Source organism: Frigoribacterium sp. Leaf415 (assembly GCF_001424645.1).
Taxonomy (GTDB): Bacteria; Actinomycetota; Actinomycetes; order Actinomycetales; family Microbacteriaceae; genus Frigoribacterium.
In genome coordinates, this window is sequence record NZ_LMQR01000001.1 from 2,125,876 (window position 1) to 2,147,274 (window position 21,399).

Annotated in this window: 22 protein-coding genes and 1 tRNA gene; 11 read left to right on the top strand and 12 right to left on the bottom strand. The window is 71.2% G+C overall.

All coding sequences use genetic code 11. The features are described from left to right. The first annotated feature begins 238 nt into the window (after positions 1-238). Complete coding sequence (locus ASG28_RS09770; RefSeq protein ID WP_055977445.1) at positions 239-1,261, top strand: LacI family DNA-binding transcriptional regulator; 1,023 nt, start codon at positions 239-241, stop codon at positions 1,259-1,261. 54 nt (positions 1,262-1,315) lie between these two features. Here ASG28_RS09770 and ASG28_RS09775 read toward each other — a convergent pair whose 3' ends face one another. After that, entirely contained in the window at positions 1,316-1,756 is a 441-nt protein-coding gene (locus tag ASG28_RS09775) for a MarR family winged helix-turn-helix transcriptional regulator (RefSeq protein WP_055974531.1), read from the bottom strand. Positions 1,757-1,828: 72 nt separating this feature from the next. On the opposite strand from ASG28_RS09775, the gene ASG28_RS09780 reads away from it, so the two are divergent. Continuing rightward, positions 1,829-2,191 (top strand): VOC family protein, encoded by a 363-nt coding sequence (locus ASG28_RS09780; RefSeq protein WP_055974534.1) that lies wholly within the window; start codon positions 1,829-1,831, stop codon positions 2,189-2,191. Positions 2,192-2,404: 213 nt separating this feature from the next. Beyond that, positions 2,405-2,950, top strand: a complete 546-nt coding sequence (locus ASG28_RS09785; protein ID WP_055974537.1) for a GlcG/HbpS family heme-binding protein — start codon at positions 2,405-2,407, stop codon at positions 2,948-2,950. A gap of 15 nt (positions 2,951-2,965) precedes the next feature. Here the strand turns inward: ASG28_RS09785 and ASG28_RS09790 are convergent, their stop codons facing one another. From ASG28_RS09790 to ASG28_RS09800, 3 genes are all read right to left on the bottom strand, one after another. Continuing rightward, positions 2,966-3,580, bottom strand: a complete 615-nt coding sequence (locus ASG28_RS09790) for a response regulator (protein ID WP_055974541.1) — start codon at positions 3,578-3,580, stop codon at positions 2,966-2,968. Next, positions 3,577-4,653 (bottom strand): sensor histidine kinase, encoded by a 1,077-nt coding sequence (locus ASG28_RS09795; RefSeq protein ID WP_157485691.1) that lies wholly within the window; start codon positions 4,651-4,653, stop codon positions 3,577-3,579. The genes ASG28_RS09790 and ASG28_RS09795 overlap by 4 nt, the downstream gene beginning before the upstream one ends. 261 nt (positions 4,654-4,914) lie before the next feature. Further along, positions 4,915-5,721, bottom strand: a complete 807-nt coding sequence (locus tag ASG28_RS09800; protein WP_055974546.1) for a phosphatase PAP2 family protein — start codon at positions 5,719-5,721, stop codon at positions 4,915-4,917. Positions 5,722-5,877: 156 nt separating this feature from the next. On the opposite strand from ASG28_RS09800, the gene ASG28_RS16425 reads away from it, so the two are divergent. Further along, complete coding sequence (locus ASG28_RS16425) at positions 5,878-6,054, top strand: hypothetical protein (protein ID WP_157485692.1); 177 nt, start codon at positions 5,878-5,880, stop codon at positions 6,052-6,054. Positions 6,055-6,240: 186 nt separating this feature from the next. Here ASG28_RS16425 and ASG28_RS09805 read toward each other — a convergent pair. From ASG28_RS09805 to ASG28_RS09820, 4 genes are all read right to left on the bottom strand, one after another. Further along, positions 6,241-6,312: transfer RNA gene (locus ASG28_RS09805), tRNA-Arg, on the bottom strand. Between the two features lie 137 nt (positions 6,313-6,449). Continuing rightward, on the bottom strand, positions 6,450-6,944 hold the full coding sequence (locus ASG28_RS09810; RefSeq protein WP_055974550.1) for an HNH endonuclease: 495 nt from the start codon (positions 6,942-6,944) through the stop codon (positions 6,450-6,452). A 302-nt stretch (positions 6,945-7,246) separates the two neighbouring features. Continuing rightward, the gene (locus ASG28_RS09815; protein ID WP_055974553.1) at positions 7,247-8,104 is read right to left on the bottom strand and encodes a C40 family peptidase; all 858 of its coding nucleotides are present in this window, start codon (positions 8,102-8,104) and stop codon (positions 7,247-7,249) included. Positions 8,105-8,407: 303 nt separating this feature from the next. Beyond that, the gene (locus ASG28_RS09820) at positions 8,408-9,100 is read right to left on the bottom strand and encodes a metal-dependent transcriptional regulator (protein ID WP_043593511.1); all 693 of its coding nucleotides are present in this window, start codon (positions 9,098-9,100) and stop codon (positions 8,408-8,410) included. Positions 9,101-9,188: 88 nt separating this feature from the next. Here ASG28_RS09820 and serC point away from each other — a divergent pair, with 88 nt between their 5' ends. Then, on the top strand, positions 9,189-10,301 hold the full coding sequence (gene serC / locus ASG28_RS09825) for a phosphoserine transaminase (RefSeq protein ID WP_055974556.1): 1,113 nt from the start codon (positions 9,189-9,191) through the stop codon (positions 10,299-10,301). A 96-nt stretch (positions 10,302-10,397) separates the two neighbouring features. On the opposite strand, the gene ASG28_RS09830 is transcribed toward serC, so the two are convergent. Both ASG28_RS09830 and ASG28_RS09835 read right to left on the bottom strand, forming a co-directional pair. After that, on the bottom strand, positions 10,398-11,033 hold the full coding sequence (locus tag ASG28_RS09830; RefSeq protein WP_082454555.1) for a DUF3027 domain-containing protein: 636 nt from the start codon (positions 11,031-11,033) through the stop codon (positions 10,398-10,400). Next, entirely contained in the window at positions 11,026-11,403 is a 378-nt protein-coding gene (locus ASG28_RS09835; protein ID WP_043593516.1) for a cold-shock protein, read from the bottom strand. Before ASG28_RS09835 ends, ASG28_RS09830 begins: the two co-directional genes overlap by 8 nt. Positions 11,404-11,494: 91 nt before the next feature. Here ASG28_RS09835 and ASG28_RS09840 point away from each other — a divergent pair, with 91 nt between their 5' ends. The 6 genes from ASG28_RS09840 to ASG28_RS09865 all read left to right on the top strand — a co-directional run bounded on the left by ASG28_RS09840 (position 11,495) and on the right by ASG28_RS09865 (position 18,643). Next, positions 11,495-11,773, top strand: a complete 279-nt coding sequence (locus ASG28_RS09840) for a hypothetical protein (protein ID WP_055974559.1) — start codon at positions 11,495-11,497, stop codon at positions 11,771-11,773. Between the two features lie 39 nt (positions 11,774-11,812). After that, positions 11,813-13,672 carry a helicase-associated domain-containing protein gene (locus tag ASG28_RS09845; RefSeq protein WP_055974563.1) on the top strand — a complete coding sequence of 620 codons (1,860 nt, stop codon included), beginning with the start codon at positions 11,813-11,815 and terminating at the stop codon, positions 13,670-13,672. A gap of 99 nt (positions 13,673-13,771) precedes the next feature. Next, the gene (locus tag ASG28_RS09850; RefSeq protein ID WP_055974566.1) at positions 13,772-15,406 is read left to right on the top strand and encodes a DNA repair helicase XPB; all 1,635 of its coding nucleotides are present in this window, start codon (positions 13,772-13,774) and stop codon (positions 15,404-15,406) included. Further along, complete coding sequence (locus ASG28_RS09855; protein ID WP_055974569.1) at positions 15,403-15,966, top strand: hypothetical protein; 564 nt, start codon at positions 15,403-15,405, stop codon at positions 15,964-15,966. Before ASG28_RS09850 ends, ASG28_RS09855 begins: the two co-directional genes overlap by 4 nt. A gap of 106 nt (positions 15,967-16,072) precedes the next feature. Next, on the top strand, positions 16,073-16,765 hold the full coding sequence (locus tag ASG28_RS09860; protein WP_054146826.1) for a response regulator transcription factor: 693 nt from the start codon (positions 16,073-16,075) through the stop codon (positions 16,763-16,765). 117 nt (positions 16,766-16,882) lie between these two features. Beyond that, positions 16,883-18,643 carry a sensor histidine kinase gene (locus ASG28_RS09865; protein WP_055974572.1) on the top strand — a complete coding sequence of 587 codons (1,761 nt, stop codon included), beginning with the start codon at positions 16,883-16,885 and terminating at the stop codon, positions 18,641-18,643. Between the two features lie 442 nt (positions 18,644-19,085). On the opposite strand, the gene groL is transcribed toward ASG28_RS09865, so the two are convergent. Together groL and ASG28_RS09875 are read right to left on the bottom strand one after the other, a co-directional pair. Beyond that, positions 19,086-20,705 carry a chaperonin GroEL gene (gene groL / locus ASG28_RS09870; protein ID WP_043593524.1) on the bottom strand — a complete coding sequence of 540 codons (1,620 nt, stop codon included), beginning with the start codon at positions 20,703-20,705 and terminating at the stop codon, positions 19,086-19,088. A 199-nt stretch (positions 20,706-20,904) separates the two neighbouring features. Next, the gene (locus tag ASG28_RS09875) at positions 20,905-21,108 is read right to left on the bottom strand and encodes a cold-shock protein (protein ID WP_055974575.1); all 204 of its coding nucleotides are present in this window, start codon (positions 21,106-21,108) and stop codon (positions 20,905-20,907) included. Positions 21,109-21,399: the final 291 nt, after the last annotated feature.

The following is a 21,399-nucleotide window of genomic DNA, read 5'->3' on the forward strand; positions in this document are numbered from 1 at the left end:
CGAACGGCCGGAGGCCCTTCGACGGCGAAGGTTCACAGGGTTTCTGTGATCGTTCCCAGAACGGAGCCGAAAGGATCGGGCAGGACTTTCTGGGAACGTTCACAGAGCTAAGCCCACGGTCGCCGGTTTGTCAAAGCGGAGGGGCCGACCGTGATCGTACGGTTACCCGACCGGCCGTCCGCCCTCCGCCCTCCCGGGAACGATCCCGAGCGTCCCGGGCTCCGCTAAGGTGACCGACATGCCCGGTCCGAGATCTCCGCGTCGGCGTGCCACGATCCACGACGTGGCCGCCGAGGCCGGCATCTCCCGGGGCACCGTGTCGCGCGTGCTGAACAACGAACCGTACGTCTCGCACCAGGCGCGCGAGGCCGTCGAGGCCGCCGTGGCCAAGGTGGGCTACGTCCGCAACGCGGCGGCGCGCAACCTCGTCACCCAGCGGTCACGAGCGATCGCGTTGATCGTCCACGAGCCTCACTCGGTCGTGCTCGACGATCCCAACATCGGCAACATCTTGATCGGCACCAACGCCGTGCTGTCGCAAGCCGACCACCAACTCGTCACGCTGATGATCGACTCCCAGCGCGACAGCGACCGCGTGGTCGAGTACCTGCGCGGCGGCTTCGTCGACGGGGCGATCATCCTGTCCGCCCGGACGGGCGACCCCATCTCTCAGGCCGTCGCCGAGCTCGGGCTGGCGGCCTCGTTCGTCGGCCACCCGAGTGACGCTCCCGACATCCCGTTCATCGGCATCGACAACCAGGCCGCCGCCGAGGCGATCGTGCGCCGACTCGTCTCGACGGGACGCACCCGGGTCGGCATGCTCGCCTCCGGACTCGACCGCGACTCGGGCGAGGACCGCCTCGCAGGTTTCCGTGCCGCGCTCGGCGACCTCTTCGACCCGGACCTCGTGGTGCGCAACCCGTTCTACAGCTACGCGGCCGGCGTCAACGGCATGACGGAGTTGCTCGCGCGGGACGCCCGCGTCGACGGGGTCTTCGCGGCGTCGGACGCCGTCGCCGCCGGGGCCCTCGACGTCCTCCACCGGCGCGGGATCTCGGTGCCCGACGACCTCGGGATCGTCGGCTTCGACGACAGCTCCTGGGCACTGCGCTGCACGCCGCCCCTCTCGACCGTGCGCCAGCCCGCCGAGGAGCTGGGCCGGCGGGCCGCCCGCCAGGTACTCGACCAACTCGGCGGGGCCGACGGGACGCGCACCGGGGTCCTGCTGCCGACCGAGATCATGTGGCGCGAGAGCGCCTGACCCGCACCCGGCGCAACACCGGTGGCGCGACGCGACGAGCCCGGATCATGTCGGTCAGCGGAGTGCGGTCGCGAACCCCCGCAGGGCCTCGGCCACCTGTCGACGCGCGGCCGGTGTGAGCCCGGCCGTCATCCTGTCCTCGACCCCGCGCACGGCGGCGCTCGCGACAGCGAGCTGACGCCTCCCGGCCGCGGTCAACTCGGTCGGCAACGCCCGCCCCGACGGCGCCCGGTCGGCTCGCCGTACGAATCCGTCACGCTCGAGCGACTGCAGCAGCACGTTCATCGACTGCCGCGTGACGAAGGCGCCACGAGCGAGTTCGGAGTTCGACAGCCCGGGCCGCTGGGCCAGCAGCTCGAGGCACGAATAGTGCGTGATGGTCATGCCGAGCGGACGCAGCTCGGCCTCCATGGCGGCGCGCAGGGCACTCGACGCCTCTTTCAGCAGGTAGCCCACCGAGGTCTCGAGGTCGATCGCCGATCCGACTTGACTCATGTCAGTAGTCTGACATAGGTTCGGCGATGTCAACTAACTGACACTCACCCTACCCACGAGAGCAGGCGCACCATGACCGCCATCGGTCCCGACTTCATCTCCCTCCAGGTCCGCGACGTCGAGCGCTCGGCAGCCTTCTACGAAGAGCACCTCGGCCTCACCCGGCAGGACGGCCCGCCGCACGCGGTCGTCTTCGCCACGACGCCGATCGCCTTCGCCGTGCGCGGCCCGCTGCCCGGCGTCGACCTCGACGCGGCCCCGCTCGGTCGCGGCGTCGGCCTCTGGCTGCTCGCCCCCGACGCGCAGGCCATCCACGACGCCCTGGTCGCCGCCGGCGTCGAGATCGCCACCTCACCGGTCGACGGCCCTTTCGGCCGCACCTTCACCTTCGTCGACCCCGACGGCTACCAGGTCACCCTGCACGACCGCGCGTGACGCCCGGCACCTCCGGCCCAGGCGGAGGCCCAGGACGAGGAGGCGCGGCGCACGGCCGCCTCGGAGGTCACGTCGGTAGGTCACGTCGGTCGGACGGGTCGTCCGGACGGGTCGTCCTTTCGGACGCGATCCGCGGACCGGACGGTCGATGTGCCGGGAGGGGCGGCCGCGAGACGCTGGCATCGTCCCCGCACCGAACACGAAGGAACTCGCATGCGCCTCCCCCGCACCACTCTCGTCACCCTCGCCGCCCTCGCCGTGGCCGTCACGGCCGGCTGCACCTCGACGTCCTCGCCGAGCCCGGACTCCTCGACCGCGCGACTCGCCTCGACGGTCACCGAGGGCTCGGTCGTCCAGGCGCAGAGGCTGAGCTCGTCCGAGGCGATGAAGGCCGCGTCCGCCGCTCTCGCCGCCGCCGAAGCGGACGGAACGGGTTTCGTCAGCGTCTCGGTCGTCGACCGGAACGGCCAGCTCCAGGCCTACGTCCGGGGCGAGAACGCCGCCGCCCACACCCTCGACGCCTCTCGCGAGAAGGCCTACACGGCCGCCGCGTTCGGTGCCGCCACGTCCGAGCTCGCCGAGCGGGCCAGCGGCGACGGTGCCGGGCTGCGCGACCTCGACGGCACCCTCTTCCTCGCAGGGGGCGTCCCGGTCAAGGCCGGCGAGGCCTCGATCGGGGGCATCGGCGTCGGCGGCGCCCCCTCGGGCAACAAGGACCAGGAGTACGCCCAGGCCGGGCTCGACGCGATCGCCGAGTGAGGCGCGCGGCCCCGCTCACGTGAGCTCGATGACGCCGCGGCGGGTCGCTTCCGCGACCGCCGCGGCGCGGCCGTCCACGCCGAGCTTGGCGAAGACGCGGACCAGGTGGGTCTTGACCGTCGACTCGCTGAGGTAGAGCCGTTCGGCGATGGCTCGGTTCGTCAGCCCGGCGCCGAGGAGTTCGAGCACCTCCCCCTCGCGCGGCGTCAGCGTCTCGTCGGGCCGCTGCACCCGGTCGAGCATCCGACCGGCGACGGCGTGGGAGAACACCGCCGTCCCGGCGGCGACCGACCGCACGGCCGCCGCGAGCTCGTCCGACGACGCGTCCTTGAGCAGGTATCCCGTGGCACCGGCCGCCAGTGCCCGCGTGATCGCCAGGTCGGTGCCCGAGGCCGTGAAGACCAGGACCCGCGTGGAACCGACGAGGTCGGGAATGAGTTCCCCGCCGTCGCGCTGACCGAGACCCAGGTCGAGCAACACGACGTCGGGAGCGACGTCCTGGACGAGCCGCGCGACCGAGGCGGGGCTACCGGTGGTGCCGACGACGTCGATGTCCTCGTACGACGCGAGGACCGCCGCGACTCCGGCCCGTAGGACCGGGTGGTCGTCGACGATCACGACGCGGATCACGACTCCACCCACGGCACGACCACCTCGACGACCGTCCCGCACGCATCGGACCCGATGGTGAGCGCACCGCCCACCGCCGCGAGGCGTCGCCGCATGATCGAGAGCCCGTGCCCACCGTCGGGCCCGCCAGGTCGCGTGGCACGGGGATCGAAGCCGACGCCGTCGTCGCTGACCCGCAGCACGACCCCGTGCTCGTCGTACCGGAGCTCGAGCGCGACGCAGGTGGCCCTCGCATGTCGCTCCGCGTTGCCGAGCGCCCCCTGGGCGGCCCTCAGCACCGCGAGGGACGACTCGGCAGGAAGCGCTCGCGGCTCTCCGGTCACCTCACAGGAGGCACCCACCCGAGCGGCCGCCTCGGCGAGCTCGCCCTCGAAGCCGGCCGCCGCCTCCTGAACCGACCCCGACTCGAGTTCGTGGACGAGCGCCCGGGTGTCCGAGACCGCGACCCGGAGCGCCCGGCGCGCGTCCTCCGCGTGCCTCCCCTCGCCCGTGCGCTCGGCGGCGTCGGCGAGGAAGAGGGCACCGGCGACGGACTGCACCACCGTGTCGTGCAGCTCGCCGGCGAGATGACGTCGGGCCTCGAGACGATCGGCACGTCGCTCGGCCGCCGAGACCAGGGCGCGCGTGGCCGTCAGCTCGCGGACCGTGCGAGCACGGGCGTCGAGCGCGGCCCGGGCGAGTGCCACCGCGAGCAGGAAGACGAGGCCTGCGAGCGCACAGCCCAGCACGAGCCCGACGTCGTCGCGCGCGCCGGCCAGGCGCGGTACCGCCACGACGACGGCCGACACCGCCGCGCCTCCGGAGATCGTCGCGACGACGACGGGAGTCGTCACCTGGAGGAGGACGACGAGCGGGACGACGCTCCAGGCGGTGCTGGGCGCGAGCAGGACGAGGGCGACCGTGCCGAGCGCGAGACCGGCCAGGGCCGGTGGCGGGCACGGCCTCCGCGCGGGGGTCAGGGTGAGCGCCGCCGCCGTGACGGCCAGGAGCGCCCCCAGGATCACGACGACGAAGTGGTCCGCATCGGCGGCGTGACGGTCGTGGTAGCGGACCGTGCCGACGGCGGTGGTCACGGAGAACGCCGCCGCGGCCGGCATGATCGGGCGCCTCTCGATGCGACGTCTCGTCCGGGTGACCAGGTCACCCGCCGGGTGGGGCGTGGGCCCTGCCCGCCCGTCCCGAACCGCCGTCGGGGGTTGACGCAAGATGGGCCGGTTCGTCATCCGGACAGCATCGACGCCGTCGGATGAGAGGGCGCTGTGAATGAGACATGTGACGTTCTCGTGGATGCCGCGCGTCGACGCCGCCCTGGTGACGAGCCGTCGGTCACCGCGTCACTCGTGGACGTCGTCGTCGTCCTGGGTGCTGAGGTAGAGGCGGTGGCTGGTGACGATCAGCGAGAGCCAGCCGATGCCGCTGACCCAGCCGACGGCCACGTCGGTGAACCAGTGGGCCCCGAGCAACACGCGGGACAGCCCCACGACGCCGGCCGTCCCGGCCGCGGCGCCGACGAGGGCGACCTGCGGCGCCTGCTTCTCCTGTCGGAGGGCGAGGAGGTAGGCGAGCACGCCGAGGATCGTGGTCGTGTTCAGGGTGTGGCCCGACGGGAACGACGGGGACTTCTCGTACGGCGGGATGGCTTCGTGCCGGTCGGGCCGGTTGCGCTTGATGAGCTTCTTGCCCACGACCGTCATGGCGAGGGAGCCCGCACCGGCCGCCACGACGAGGGCGACGGGGCTGGGGTGGCGGTCCCGGAAGCCGAAGGCCGCGGCGGCTCCGACGGTGACGGCGGGCAGGACGACGGGTCCGAAGACGTGGGCGATGGCGGCGGCCGCGCCGTTCGTCGCCGGCGAGCGGAGCTTCTTCGCTCGCTCGAGCGCCGGTCGGTCGAGGCTCTCGATGCCGTCGCGGCCCGTCACGCCGTCGTAGATGTAGGCGGCCCCGGCGGTGGCCGCGATCGCGATGCCGCCCCCGACGGCGAGCGTCGCGACGAGGGCGCGGCGCGCGCCGACCTTCTGCGCGACGGTCTTGTGCCGCGACGCGAGCCGCTGGCCGGCGGCGGACCGCCACTCGGTGAGATCGCGACGGCCGATCTGCCGGTCGTAGCGGGTCGTGCGGGCGTTCTCTGCGGCGGTCGGCATGTGCCCACTCTGGCCCCTCGGTGGTCAGGACCTCCAGGTAGCGTTGCTCCTCGGCGTCTGAATTCGAGGGGGCCGCCACGGTGGTCTTGCACTCAGCACTCGCCTCCGCCGCCCTCGCCGAACACAGCACCCCTCCCACCAACCGGAAGGCTCCTCATGGTGTTCTCGATCACCCTCCTCGCCCTGGGGCTCGTCGGCATCGTCGGCGGAGTCCTGATCGTTCGGCAGCGAGACGGCGGCAGCCCCTTGCCGGGCGTCGCGATCACCGCGTTGGGAGCGGTGGCGGCTGCGCTCGGCATCGCACTCCTGGCCCTCCCCGATCTTCCTGCCTAGCCGATCGGCCCGAACGAAGAGTGGCCCGGACGGGCGCGCGGAGTGCGGGACATCCGGGGGTTCGAGTCCCTCCGGGGGCATCGTCGCGAAGCGACGTCAGGTGCCCCTGGAGGGGACGGCGCGCCAGCGCTGTCGGGCCGCGGGGGTTCGCGGCCCGGCAGGGGTGCGACGAGCGCCAGCGAGGAGTGCCCCTGGAGGGACTCGAACCCCCAACCCTTTCCTTAGGACGGAACTGCTCTTCCATTGAGCTACAGAGGCTGACCGTCCCAGTCTACCGAAGCCGCGCCTCCTGCCGTCCGGCCGACGAGACCACTGCACCGCGCTTCGTGCAGTGCACCCCGACGAGTCGCGGTGTGATGCACGAGACGCGGTGCGAAGCAGTCCGATCGCCGGGGTCACGCGGCCGCGAGGTACTCGTCCCAGTCCGCCTGCGTCCGCTCCATGCCGCGCACGACCCAGCCGACCCCGTGCGGCGGCTTCGGCGTGAAGAGCAGCTCCCAGCCCATCTCGTGCGGGGTGCGGTCGCTCTTGAGGTTGTTGCACTTGAGGCAGCACGCGACGAGGTTCTCCCAGCTGTCCGCCCCACCCCGTGACCGCGGCTGCACGTGGTCGATCGTCGTCGCCGACCGCCCGCAGTAGGCGCAACGATGCGAGTCACGCCGCATGACGCCGCGCCGCGAGACGGGGATCTGCCGCGTGTGCGGGATGCGCACGTACCGCGTCAGCACGATCACCGACGGGCGGTCCCATGACATCACCGCCCCGAGCACGGGGTGCTCCGCGTCGGCGGCGACGACGGTCGCCTTCCGGCTCATGACGAGGACGAGGGCCCGCCGGTCGGACACCACGGCGAGGGGCTCGTAACCGGCGTTCAGGACGAGAGTGCGCATGCTTTCCCTTTCGAAGCACCCTGGACGGCTTCCAGGGATTCGATCTCTCGGGGTGGCGCAGGCCCAGCAGGCCCGCCGACACGAAAAAAGCACCGTCACGGGGACGGTGCTCTGTCACATGGCGGGGTGTCGTATGTGCTCGTGCGACAGCGCACCCATGGTGCGGGTGGCGGTCGAACGAGGCATCTGACGCTCCTGGTCTCAGCGGAACTCCGAGATCGCCAGGTTAACCCCGGAAGAGCCGCGCTGCCAAGGGGCAGGGCGGCTCTTCACAGGCTGTTGACGCAGGAGGCGCGGGTCGCCTACGCCCCGTAGCGCACGTAGTGCACCGCGGAGGTCCACAGCGGTCGCACGCTGACCGACCCACCGGGCTTGGGCGCGTCCAGGATCATGCCGTTGCCGGCGTAGAACCCGTCGTGCGACCCGTCGTCGAAGATGATGACGTCTCCGGGCTGCGCCTCGGCCGCCGAAATCGGCGTGCCCATCGCCCCCTGACGCGTGACCGAGTGCGGCAGTGAGATGCCGTACTGCGAGTAGACGTACATGACGAAGCCCGAGCAGTCGAAGCCGGCCGGGGTCGCTCCGCCGAAGACGTAGGGCGTGCCCACGTACTGCAGGGCGGTGTTGTAGACCGCACTGAGGCTGAACGCGCCGGGCGTCGCCACGGTGCCGCTCGCCGAGGCGGCCACGTTCTCGGCAGCCGTCGGTCCGGTGTAGCTGGCGTAGCTCGCGGCCAGGGCGGCACGCTCGGCCTCGCGCTGGGTGGCCAGGGCCGCCGCGTTGAGGTCGGCCTGCGACGTCGCCGTGTAACCGTCACGGGTGGCGTCGGCCAGGGCGATGTCGTCCGCGACCGCGACGCTCTGGGCGTGGCCGGTCGAGACGCTCGTCGACGCCGCGCCGACGCTCGGGTCGTTCGCGGCGGCGGGGTTCGACGCGAAGGCCGGCAGGGCCATCGTGCCGATCAGGCCGGCGGTCAGGGTCATCACGGTCACCGAGACGACGCTGCGCTTGACCGAGGGCCTGCCCGTGCGGGTCGCGGGCGCGGCGGCGGCCTGGGCACGGCGCAACGACGAGCGGGTCGGCAGGTCGGCCGGTGTGCGGGTGGCGACGGTGCGGTTCGGGCGCACGTCGGGGGTGAGGTCTGAGCCGGGGAGGGTCAAGAGGATGGGTCTCCTGCGTCTCGACAGCTTTCGGGAAGCTGTCCCGTCCGTTCGTTCGTATCGCGACGACACACGGCAGGAGACGGGCGTGAGAGACGTCCTGCCACGGGTCCGGCGGCCGGTTCAGTGACCTGGGGACTCAGCGACTGTAGCCGAGCGAACCCTGGGGAATCATCCTCGAGAGGGATATTTGTAACGAATCGGTAAACGACTGCGTGATCCGGCACAGATCGCAGGAGGCGCGGCGCAGGAACGCAAGAATCCCGCGCGACCCGTCGGGCCGGCCAGGACTCGGCGGGCGGGTCAGAGCCCCACGTAGATGTGCTGTGCGACCTCGGTCGGCAGTTCGAGCCCCTCGTCGTGGCCTTCGACCTTGACGAACACGTACGACCCCGCCGAGCGGAGCGTTGCGATGCCGCCGGGCAGCACGCCCGCGCCCTGCAGCTGCTGCAGCAGCTCGGGTTCGAACTGGACGGGCTCGGCCAGGCGACGGATCGGACGCGTGACGCCTTCGGGGTGCTCGGCGAGCACGGCCACGAGGTTGACCACGCCGTCGAGGAAGCGCCCGGCAGGAGAGTCGCCGAGCTCGTCGAGCCCGGGGATCGGGTTGCCGTAGGGCGACTCGGTCGGGTGGTCGAGCATGTCGAGCAGGCGTCGTTCGACCTGCTCGCTCATGACGTGCTCCCACCGGCAGGCCTCGTCGTGGACGTAGGCCCAGTCGAGGCCGATGACGTCGGCGAGCAGGCGCTCGGCGAGGCGGTGCTTGCGCATGACGTGGGTCGCCTTGGCGCGCCCGTCGTGCGTGAGCTCGAGGTGACGGTCGCCGGACACGACGACGAGACCGTCGCGTTCCATGCGGGCGATGGTCTGCGACACGGTCGGACCGGAGTGGCCGAGACGCTCGGAGATGCGCGCACGAAGCGGCACGATGTTCTCTTCTTCGAGGTCGAGGATCGTGCGCAGGTACATCTCTGTGGTGTCGACGAGATCGGTCAACAGGGGCCTCCCGGTGGAACACGTGGACTACCCCGTCAGCCTACCGGCTGCACGCTGGGCCCCGCGCCGCGTCAGTAGGATCGAGCGCATGGCGGACATCCGGATTCCCACTGACCTCTTGCCCACCGACGGCCGCTTCGGCTGCGGCCCCTCGAAGGTGCGGGCCGCCCAGCTCGAGCACCTCGTCACCGCCGGGGCCTCGGTCCTCGGCACCTCGCACCGCCAGGCGCCGGTGAAGGACCTGGTCGGCCGCGTCCGCGCCGAACTCGGCGAGCTCTTCCGCCTGCCCGACGGCTACGAGGTCGTGCTGGGCAACGGCGGCTCGACCGCCTTCTGGGACGCCGCGGCGTTCGGCCTCGTCGAGAAGCGCGCCGAGAACCTCTCGTTCGGCGAGTTCGGGTCGAAGTTCGCCAAGGCCAACGCGGCCCCCTGGCTCGAGGCCCCCCACGTGGTCACCGCCGAGGGCGGCTCGTTGGCCGAGGTGGAGGTGCTCGAGGGCGTCGACGTCTACGCCTGGCCGCACAACGAGACCTCGACCGGCGTCATGGCACCGGTCACCCGGGTCGCCGGCGACCTCGGTGCCCTCACCGTCGTCGACGCGACGAGCGCGGCGGGCGGCATCGACGTCGACGCCTCGCAGGCCGACGTCTACTACTTCGCCCCGCAGAAGAACTTCGCGAGCGACGGCGGCCTCTGGTTCGCGCTCTTCTCCCCCGCGGCGATCGAGCGCGTCGAGCGGATCGCCGCCAGCGGCCGTTACATCCCCGAGTTCCTCAGCCTCAAGAACGCCGTCGACAACTCGCGGCTCGACCAGACGTTGAACACGCCCGCCCTGACGACCCTGCTGCTGCTCGAGGACCAGACCCGCTGGATGCTCGAGAACGGCGGACTCGCCTGGGCCGACGCCCGCACGCGCGAGTCGTCGTCGGCGCTGTACGACTGGGCCACCGCCTCCGAGTACGCGACCCCGTTCGTCGTCGACCCGTCGCACCGTTCCCAGGTCGTGGCGACCATCGACTTCGCCGAGTCGATCGACGCCGCCGCGATCGCGAAGGTGCTCCGCGCCAACGGCATCGTCGACACCGAGCCCTACCGCAAGCTCGGCCGCAACCAGTTGCGCGTCGCGACCTTCACGGCCATCGAGCCCGACGACGTCCGCCAGCTGATCCGGTCGATCGAGTTCGTCGTCGACGCCCTCTGACCGATCGCCCACACGACGAAGGCCCCGACACGATCGTGTCGGGGCCTTCGTCGTGGTCCGACCCCGACGCAGGAGGCGCGGGTCGGGCCTGAGGGACTACTTCCGTCGCCTGCTCAGCGGGTCCTCGTCCTCGCCGTCCCAGTCGTCGTCGTGCGAGTCGTCGTCGAGGTCCGCCTCGGGGTGCGCGGCCGGCACGACGGGCGCGTTCGCCCGGCCGGAGTCGTCGTCGTCACCGTCGGAGTCATCGTCACCGTTCGAGGCGTCGTCACCGTCGGAGTCGTCGACGAGGTCGTCGATGTCGACGCCGTCCACGTCGCCGCCGTGCACGATCGAACCGTGCACGCCGTCCGAGTCGTCCGGCTCGTCGTCGTCCTCGTCCTCGTCGTCTTCGTCGGACTCGTCGTCGTCCTCGTCGCCGTCGTGCGCCTCCTGGGCTTTCATCTCGGCGAGGCGGTCGGCCCACGGCACCCAGTCCGGGGCGAGCAGGGCGCCGTCGCCGGGCATCAGCTCGGCCTCGAGCACCGAGGGCTCTTCACCGTCGAGGTGGGCGACGCTGACCGTCCAGTGCCAGCCCGGGTAGCCGGGGAGCAGTGTCGCGAAGCGCACCGACGTGACGCCGGGCTCGTCGTCGACCGGGTCGGCCTCGGCGCCGATGGTCTCGTCGGGCGTGATCTCGGTCAGGGCGCGGCGGGCGAGCTCGGACCAGGGCGTGCGCGTGGCGGCCTCAGGCATCGAACGAGTCCGCGACGGTGCGCAGCAGCACGGCGATGCGGGCGCCGTTCTGCGGGTAGCGGCCGTGGCGCAGGTCGCCGCCGGCCTTGTCGAGCACCTTGACCAGGTCTTCGACGATGACGGCCATGTCGTCGGCGGAGCGACGGTTCATCTTGGCGAGGCTCGGGGCTGCTTCGAGCACGCGGACCGACAGGGCCTGCGCGCCGCGCTTGCCGTCGGCGATGCCGTACTCGAGGCGGGTTCCCGCCTTGACACCCACGGTGCCGGCGGGCAGGGCCGACGCGTGGAGGAAGACCTCTTGGCCGTCATCGCTGCTGATGAAGCCGAAGCCCTTCTCGTCGTCGTAGAACTTGACCTTGCCGGTGGGCATGACTGGACCTCTCGTGAAGACGGGTGACCCTGGGGGTGGGTCGCCCCAGCTTAGATCGCCGGGTAGGGCCGCACCGCACTATCGTTGACCCGTGGCCAAGAAGATCGAACCGAGTGCGCCCTCTGACGTCAATCGTACAGAGCGCGTCCTCCTCTTCATGATCCTCGCCATCGTCGTCGTCTCGGTCCTTGCGTTCTTCACGAGGTTCGTCGGCGTGGCGATGGGTGTCACCGACTTCACCGCGGGCGTCTGGCCCGCTCTCACGATCCTGCCCCTCATCGGGCTCCCGATCGCCTTCGCGATGCTCCTCGCATTCGTGGTGGCGAGCGCCGTGCGTCGCAGCCGCGACTCACGGGGCACCAGACGGTAACCGCAGACCCGGGCTGCACGACGGCTGGAGGCCTCGACCATGGCTAGTGCACTCGACCTCGCGGGCGTCTTGCGCTCCATCGGCGACGACGACCTGCTGCGCCGACTCGCGCGGCGACAGGTCCGGGCGTCGAGCGTCCACGACGCCTTCGACCTGGCGGACGTCCTGCTCGAGCCGGCCAGCGTGCGGGACGCACTGGCCCACCTCGACCGCGTGGCCCTGATCGTGCTGCAGGTGCTCCGGGTGCCGGGCGACGTCGACGCCGTCCACGACCGCATCGACGCCGCCTTCGAGGTCGACCGCGAGACGGTGTCCGCCGCGCTCGACCGCGTCGACGAGGCGTTCCTCGTCGTCCGCCGAGGCGACTCCGTCGCGACCCTCGACGCCGTGGCCGAACGCCTCGACGACGACCCCGCCCTGGCCCTCGACGTCCTGACCTCCGCGCGACCGCCGGTGGTGCTCGAAGCCGTCCTCGACCAGGCCCGCGACGACGCCGACACCCGCTCGGCCGAGCGGCTCTACGCCGTGGTCATCGAGGTGGCCGAGATCCTCCGCGCCCTCGAGCAGTCGCCGGCCCGAGAGCTCGCGAAGGGTGGCCTGGCGTTGCCCGAGACGAGGCGGCTCGCCGAGGCCGCCCGCATCGACGTCGACGACGTGGCGACCGTGCTCGCCATCGCCGTGCGGGCCGGCTTGGCCGCTCCGAGCCCGGACGGCTGGGTCGTCGCCGCCGACGCGACCGACTGGCTCCGCGCCTCCTGGCCCGACCGCTGGCAGACGCTGACGCGGGCCTGGCTGGGCTCGCTGCCGGCCGAGATCCTCACGGTGCTCGAGCAACGGGTCGACACCTCGTGGGGGCTGCCGCTGCGCGAGTTCTCCGACTGGTCCTACCCGGCCGGCGGCAGCTGGATCACCGAGCGCATCGCCGCCTTCTCGCGCAGCGCCGAGGTGCTGGGCCTGACCTCGGACGACACGCCCACCTCGGCGGCCGTCGCCCTGTTCCGCGAGGGTCCCGCCGCCGCCCGCACCCGCGTCGCCGCCCTGCTGCCGGACGCGGTCGAGCAGGTCTACCTGCAGCACGACCTCAGCGTCGTGTCACCCGGGCCCCTGTCGCCGGCCATCGACTCCCGGCTCCGCGTCATCGCGGTGGTCGAGAGCGCGGGTCTGGCGGCCACCTACCGCATCACCGAGGGCGGACTGCAACGCGCCCTGAGCGAGGGCGAGACGGCCGAGACGCTGCGCGAGTTCCTCGGCGGCATCTCGTCGACGGGCATCCCCCAGCCCCTCGACTACCTGATCCAGCAGAGCGCCGAACGGCACGGGCGTTACCGCGTCCGGGCGATCGCGCCGGGCAGCGCGCCCGAGGGCGTGCCGGGCGACGCGCTGTCCCTCGTGGTCGCCGACGACCGCGCGAGCCTCGACACGCTCGAGGTCGACCAGTCGCTCTCCCCACTCGCCCTGACGCGGGTCGACGCGACGACCGTGGCGAGCCGGTTCGAGCGCGACACCGTCTTCTGGTCGCTGAGCGACGAGCGCTATCCCGTCGTCGTGGTCGACGAGGGCGGCGCCGAGGTCGTGCCGCCGTCCCGCCGTCGACCCCGGCGGCCGGTCCCGGTCGAGACGCGCGACCCCCTGCGCGAACTCGTCCAGCGCCTGCACACCGACGCCGGCTCCGGTGACGAGTCGACCGACCGCGCCTGGATCGCCCGCCAGCTCGACGCCGCCGTCAAGGGTCGGCTGACGGTCACCGTGACGGTCGCGATGCCCGACGGCAGCACCACCACGCTCGACATGGAGCCCACCGGCATCGGCGGCGGACGCGTCCGTGGGCGCGACAAGAAATCGGACGTCGAGCGCACGCTGCCGCTCAAGAACGTGGTGGCGGTCGCGAGTCGCGACTGAGGCGGGCGGCCCTCGCCGGCCGGCCCGCGCCTCCTCGTCCGTCGGCGGCCCCCGCCCGGCTGTGAGAGGCGGCAGGAGGCGCGCCTAGACTCGTTCCTCATGACCGGACCCCTGATCGTGCAGAGCGATCGCACCGTCCTGCTCGAGGTCGCCCACGAGCAGGCGGAGGACGCGCGGCACGACCTCAGCGTCTTCGCCGAGCTCGAGCGCGCCCCCGAGCACGTGCACACCTACCGCATCACCCGACTCGGTTTGTGGAACGCACGGGCGGCCGGGCACAGCGCCGACGACATGCTCGGCACGCTCGAGAAGTACAGCAAGTTCCCCGTGCCGCAGAGCGTCAGCGTCGACATCGCCGAGACCGTCGCGCGCTACGGCCGCATCGTCATCGAGCGCGACGGCGACCAGTTGCTGCTGCGCGGCACCGACAGCTCGGTGCTGAGCGAGGTGACCCGGGCCAAGAAGGTCGGCGAGCTGCTCGGCGTCAAGCGGGCCGACGACCTGTGGGAGCTCCTGCCCTGGGCCCGCGGCGAGGTCAAGCAGCAGCTCGTCAAGCTCGGCTGGCCCGCCGAGGACCACGCCGGCTACACGCCCGGCACCCCCCACGCGATCGACCTCGACGAGAGCGACTGGCACCTGCGCGACTACCAGCAGAAGGCGATCGACAACTTCTTCGAGGGCGGCTCGGGCGTCGTCGTGCTGCCCTGCGGCGCCGGCAAGACCCTCGTGGGCGCGGGGGCCATGGCGGCCGCCGGGACGACCACGCTGATCCTCGTCACCAACACCGTCTCGGCACGGCAGTGGCGCGACGAGCTGCTCAAGCGCACCTCGTTGACCGAGGACGAGATCGGCGAGTACTCCGGCTCGGTGAAAGAGGTCAAGCCGGTCACCATCGCCACCTACCAGATCCTCACGGCCCGCCGCGGGGGCAAGTACACGCACCTCTCGCTGCTGGACGCCCTCGACTGGGGTCTCGTGGTCTACGACGAGGTGCACCTGCTGCCCGCGCCGGTCTTCAAGCTGACCGCCGAGTTGCAGGCCCGCCGCCGCCTCGGCCTCACCGCCACGCTCGTGCGCGAGGACGGTCGCGAGAGCGACGTCTTCAGCCTGATCGGCCCCAAGCGCTTCGACGCCCCCTGGAAAGAGATCGAGGCCCAGGGCTTCATCTCGCCGGCCTCCTGCTACGAGGTGCGGGTCGACCTGCCCCAGGAGGCGCGGCTCGAGTACGCGGCGTCGCCCGACGACGAGCGCTACCGGCTGGCGGCCACGGCCCCGGCCAAGCTCGACGTGGTCAAGCACCTCGTGGCCCGGCACGACGGCGAGCAGATCCTCGTCATCGGCCAGTACCTCGACCAGCTCGACGAGCTCGCGGCGGTGCTCGACGCCCCCACGCTCACCGGCAGCACGCCCGTCGACGAGCGCGAGCGCCTCTACCAGCGCTTCCGCGACGGCGACCTCAAGGTGCTCGTCGTCTCGAAGGTGGCCAACTTCTCGGTCGACCTGCCCGAGGCGACCGTGGCGATCCAGGTCAGCGGCTCGTACGGGTCCCGGCAAGAAGAGGCGCAGCGACTCGGTCGTCTGCTGCGGCCGAAGAAGTCGGGCCTGCCCGCCTCGTTCTACACGCTCGTCAGCCGCGACACGGTCGACCAGGACTTCGCGCAGAACCGCCAGCGCTTCCTGGCCGAGCAGGGCTACAGCTACACGATCCTCGACTCGCCGGTGGTCGCCGCGTGACCGACGAGCAGGGCGCCGACCTGCCCCTGGGCGACGACGAGCTCTGGCGCGACAGCCTGCGCCGGGTGTTCGCGGCCGACCAGGCCCCGTTCGCGACCTTCGGCCCCCTGGTCGCGTCCCTCGACCACGACGCCATGGAGTTCCGCGGCCAGGTCGCCCGGTTCGCCGAGTGGGACCCGTCGGTCGTCGTGTCGGTCGCCCGCACCTACGAGGTGCAGGGCGGGCTTCACGCGGGGGCGACCCTCAGCATCGTGACCTGGAGCCCCGATCCCGAGGTGATCGAACGCAGCGACCTGCTCGCCGGGTCGCCCGTCAAGGACCACCTGTTCGCCGGCCTCACCGCGATCGGTGCGACCGACGACGCCTCCGAGGCCCAGGTCGTCGCCGCCTCCGTCGAGGAGTTCCCGGGGTGGCAGATCACCCGGGCCTCGGGCTACACGGCGGTGCTCGAGCGGCGTGAGGGCGTGGACTTCACCCTGGCCGTGCCCGACGAGCTGCTCGAGCTCACCACGCGCGTGGCCCTGGTGCCCAACGTCGAGTGGTCCGGCCCCGACGCCTGAGCGTCCTGCCGTCACGGCCGCCTGAGGGCTGCCGCTCCGTCCACATGCGGGTGACGTGCCTCCGGCTCACAGGAAACACCGAGGAGGCGCGCAGATACTTGGGCGCATGAGTGACGGCCCCAAGATCCTGATCGTCGACGACGAACCGAACATCCGCGACCTGTTGACCACCAGCCTGCGTTTCGCGGGCTTCGCCGTCCGTGCGGTCGGCAATGGTGCGCAGGCGATCTCGGCGGTCCTCGAAGAGGAACCCGACCTGATCATCCTCGACGTGATGCTGCCCGACATGAACGGGTTCGGCGTGACCAAGCGCCTCCGTTCGTCGGGTTACACGTCGCCCATCCTCTTCCTCACGGCGAAGGACGACACCGAGGACAAGATCACGGGCCTCACCGTCGGCGGCGACGACTACGTCACCAAGCCCTTCAGCCTCGACGAGATCGTCGCGCGCATCAAGGCGATCCTCCGGCGCACGATGAACGAGGACGAGGACGCGATCATCCGCGCCGGCGAGCTCACGATGGACCAGGACACCCACGAGGTCACCATCGGCGAGACGGCCATCGAGCTCAGCCCCACCGAGTTCAAGCTGTTGCGCTACCTCATGCTCAACCCGAACCGCGTGCTGTCGAAGGCCCAGATCCTCGACCACGTGTGGGAGTACGACTTCAACGGCGACGCCGGCATCGTCGAGAGCTACATCTCGTACCTGCGTCGCAAGCTCGACCAGTTCTCGACCGAGCCGATCATCCAGACCAAGCGCGGCTTCGGCTACATGCTCAAGGCCTCCAAGGCCTGACGCACCACCTCCGGCCCGTCCACCCGTCGAAGCCCGACCGCCCCGAGCGGTCGGGCTTCGTCGTGCGTGCGGTGACGGGCGGGGTGTGCCCAGCCGGCTCCGATAACGTCTGACCTCATGCACGCTCGCCTCTCGCAGTGGTGGAACGAGATCTCCATCCGCACCAAGATCACCGGCATCACGGTGACCCTGGTCACCCTCGGCCTCGTCGTCGCCGGCCTCGGCACGATGACCGTCCTCAGCACCTACCTGATGGGGCAGGTCGACACGTCCCTGCGGAACTCGGCGACCAACTTCACCAGCGCCTCCTTCGACCAGGCGGACTCCCGATCGTGCACCGTGAACTTCGCCGGCCTGACCAGCAGCTACGTGGCGATCCTCGACGACGAGGGCGACCTCATCTGCGACACCCGCTCACAGCTGTCGAGTGCCACGGACGCCCCGGACCTCTCCGGCGTCGGTGTCGCCGGCGCCCCCCTCGACGAGGCCTTCAACCGGTACAACGCGACCCGTGACAACGAGTGGCGCCTCTTCGCCCACGCGGCCAACCTGCGCTCGACCGACGCCCAGGGCGGCGTGACGACCGTGCCGGCCGTCATCGTGGCCGGCACCAACCTGGCGGGCACCAACGCCACCATCGGGCGCTTCGGCGGCATCTTCCTGGGATTCGGCCTCTCGGTCGTCGTGCTCGGCGCCGCCCTCACCCGGCTGCTCGTCACGTCGACCTTCGCGCCGCTTCGCGACGTCGAGGCCACCGCGGCCCGCTTCGCCGACGGCGACTTCACCCAACGACTCGACTCGACGACGCCGAACACCGAGGTGGGACGACTGAACCGGTCCCTCAACACGATGCTGAACCGGATCGACAGCGCATTCGACGACCGCGCGAGGACGATCGACCAGATGCGCCGCTTCGTCGGCGACGCGAGCCACGAACTGCGGACGCCGCTCGTCTCCCTCCGCGGGTACGCCGAGCTGTACCGCATGGGTGCGCTGACCAAGCCCGAGGACGTCGCCCAGGCCATGGACCGCATCGAGAAAGAGGCCATCCGCATGGGCGTGCTGGTGCAGGACCTGCTCGCCCTCGCCCGTCTCGACGAGTCCAAGCCGCTCGAGCTCGGTCCCGTCGACCTCGTGCAGCTGGCGCGCGACTCGGCCCTCGACACCATGGCGTCGAACCCCGATCGAGACATCGACGTGATCGTGCTCGAACCCGTCCTCGCCTCGGCGCAGGCTCCGACCGACGGCGACGAGACACCGGCCGAAGGACGCTCCCTCGAGGCCGCCCCACCGGCTGCGAGCACCCCCGCGGCGGGCACCTCGCCCACGGATGCCTCGCCCGGCACGACGGGTGCGATCTCGTTCGCGGGTGCGACCCTCGCCCGCCTCCGCAGCCTGAGGGCTCGGGCCGTCCGCAACGGCGACACGGCCACCGCCGCCCAGCTCCAGGACGAGGTGCAGCGGTTCGAGGCCCCGGCCATCGTGCACGGCGAAGAGAACAAGATCCGCCAGGTGATCACCAACCTGATGGGCAACGCGATGCGGTTCACCGAGCCGGACAGCCCGATCGAGCTCGTGGTGCAGTCCGACCCCGGGCGCGGTGTCGCCACCGTCGCCATCGTCGACCACGGCGAGGGCATCCCGCCGCAGATCCGCGAGAAGATCTTCCAGCGCTTCTGGCGGGCCGACTCGTCGCGCACCCGTGACACGGGCGGCAGCGGCCTCGGCCTGGCCATCGTGTCGGGCATCGTCGCGGCCCACGGCGGCTCGGTGGACGTCGACGACACCCCCGGGGGTGGAGCCACGTTCCGCGTCGCCCTGCCGCTGATGCCCGCCGACGCGGTCACCGCGGCCGAGCCGGCCGCCGCGACCGCCTAGCCCGACCGGCCCCGGCCCGCGCCGGGCGCCCGGCGCCGCGCGCCTTGCGCCGCGGGCTCCGCACCTGGCGCCGCGCGCCTTGCGCCGCGGGCTCCGCACCTGGCGCCGCACCCCGCGCCCGGTGCCGCGCCCCGCGCACCCCGCACCGCGCACCGCGCACCGCGCCCCGCGCCCCGCGCCCCGCACCCCGCACCCCGCACCCCGCACCCCGCACCCCGAACCCCGAACCCCGACGCCAGGAAGTGGACACCGCACCACGTTTTCTCGTGGCGTCGTGTCCACATCCTGGTGTCGTGTCCACTTCCTGGCGTTGTACCGGAGCCGGCGCCGGAGCCCGGCCGAACCCTGGGGCACGCCCCTCCCCCGGCAACGCCGAAGGGCGGCTCCCCCGGAGGGGAACCGCCCTTGAGCGTGTGCACGGTGTGAGCCGCGCGGCTGCGGACTAGAAGTCCATGCCACCCGAGGGGTCGCCAGCCGGGGCCGGGTTCTTCTCGGGCTTGTCGGCGACGACGGCCTCGGTCGTGAGGAACAGACCGGCGATCGACGCGGCGTTCTGCAGAGCCGAACGCGTGACCTTGGCGGGGTCGATGATGCCGGCGGCCAGCATGTCGACGTACTCGCCGGTCGCGGCGTTGAGGCCCCAACCGATGTCGAGCCCGCGGACCTTGTCGGCCACGACGCCGGGCTCCATGCCGGCGTTGAAGGCGATCTGCTTCAGGGGAGCGTCGATCGCGACGCGGACGATGTTCGCACCCGTCGCCTCGTCGCCCTCGAGCTGCAGGTTCGCCAGAGCGGTCTTGCCGGCCTGGATGAGGGCGACGCCACCACCGGCGACGATGCCCTCTTCGACGGCTGCCTTCGCGTTGCGCACGGCGTCCTCGATGCGGTGCTTGCGCTCTTTCAGCTCGACCTCGGTCGCGGCACCCGCCTTGATGACGGCGACGCCACCGGCGAGCTTCGCGAGACGCTCCTGGAGCTTCTCGCGGTCGTAGTCGCTGTCGGTCGCCTCGATCTCGCTGCGGATCTGACGGACGCGGCCGGCGATCTGCTCGTCGTCACCGGCACCCTCGACGATGGTCGTCTCGTCCTTGGTGATGATGACCTTGCGGGCACGACCGAGCAGGTCGAGCGTCGCGTTCTCGAGCTTGAGACCGACCTCTTCGGCGATGACCTGACCACCGGTGAGGATCGCGATGTCCTGCAGCTGCGCCTTGCGACGGTCACCGAAGCCGGGGGCCTTGACGGCGACCGACTTGAAGATGCCGCGGATCTTGTTCACGACGAGCGTGGCCAGGGCCTCGCCGTCGACGTCCTCGGCGATGATGAGCAGCTGCTTGCCCGACTGGATGACCTTGTCGACGATCGGCAGCAGGTCCTTGATGTTCGAGATCTTCGAGTTCACGATGAGCACGTAGGCGTCCTCGAAGACGGCCTCCTGGCGCTCGGGGTCGGTGACGAAGTACTGCGACAGGTAGCCCTTGTCGAAGCGCATGCCCTCGGTGAGCTCGAGCTCGGTGCCGAAGGTGTTGCTCTCCTCGACGGTGACGACGCCCTCTTTGCCGACCTTGTCGATCGCTTCGGCGATGAGCGCACCGATGGTGGGGTCGGCGGCCGAGATCGAGGCCGTGGCAGCGATCTGCTCTTTGGTCTCGATGTCCTTCGCGTCGGCGAGCAACTGGTCGGAGACGGCCTGGGCGGCCTTCTCGATGCCGCGCTTCAGCGAGATGGGGTCGGCACCGGCCGCGACGTTGCGCAGACCTTCGCGGACGAGGGCCTGGGCCAGCACCGTCGCGGTGGTCGTGCCGTCACCGGCGACGTCGTCGGTCTTCTTCGCGACCTCTTTGACGAGCTCGGCACCGATCTTCTCGAAGGGGTCGTCGAGCTCGATCTCTTTGGCGATGGAGACGCCGTCGTTCGTGATGGTGGGGGCGCCCCACTTCTTCTCGAGCACGACGTTGCGACCACGCGGGCCGAGCGTGACCTTCACCGCGTCGGCCAGGATGTTCAGGCCACGCTCGAGGCCACGACGGGCCTCTTCGTCAAAAGCAATGATCTTAGCCATGTGTGTTTTTCGTCCCTCCCGGACGTCATGAAGCAGAAGCATTGGCACTCACGTGTCGCGAGTGCCAGCAACGATTCTGGCACTCGCCCGATGAGAGTGCAAGTGACGTGGCGGGGCCCGGACGCACGAGCACGCCGCCACGGCGGACCGTGACGGCGTGCGGCGAGGGAGTGGGTGCGTCGAGGCGCGCCGACGGGCCTCAGGCGAGCCGGACGGACTCCGCCTGCGGCCCCTTGTCGCCCGTGCCGACCTCGAACACGACGGCCTGGCCCTCTTCGAGGACCTTGTACCCGCTCATGTCGATCGCCGAGTAGTGCACGAAGACGTCCTGGCCGCCTCCCTCGACGGTGATGAAGCCGAAGCCCTTCTCCGCGTTGAACCATTTCACGGTCCCGTTTGCCATGGTGTTGCTCCCCTTGCTGTGGTGGTACGGCGCGTGCGGTGCTGCAGAGCCGGGTCGTCCACGCAGTCATCTGCGAGCCCGGACGGGACAGCGTCACTCGTGCAGAACACCAGGTCGGCGAGCCGTGGGGGGCGACCAGTTCCAGATGCTAGCCACGAGGAAAGCCGAAGAACACACCTCGAACGAGAAACACCCGCCGAAAACGAGGATTTCACCGGTAATTAAACGCGGGCGTAACACGGGAGGCGCGGTGAGGGCCCGACGGGACCCGCGCCTCCTCGGATCGGGCCG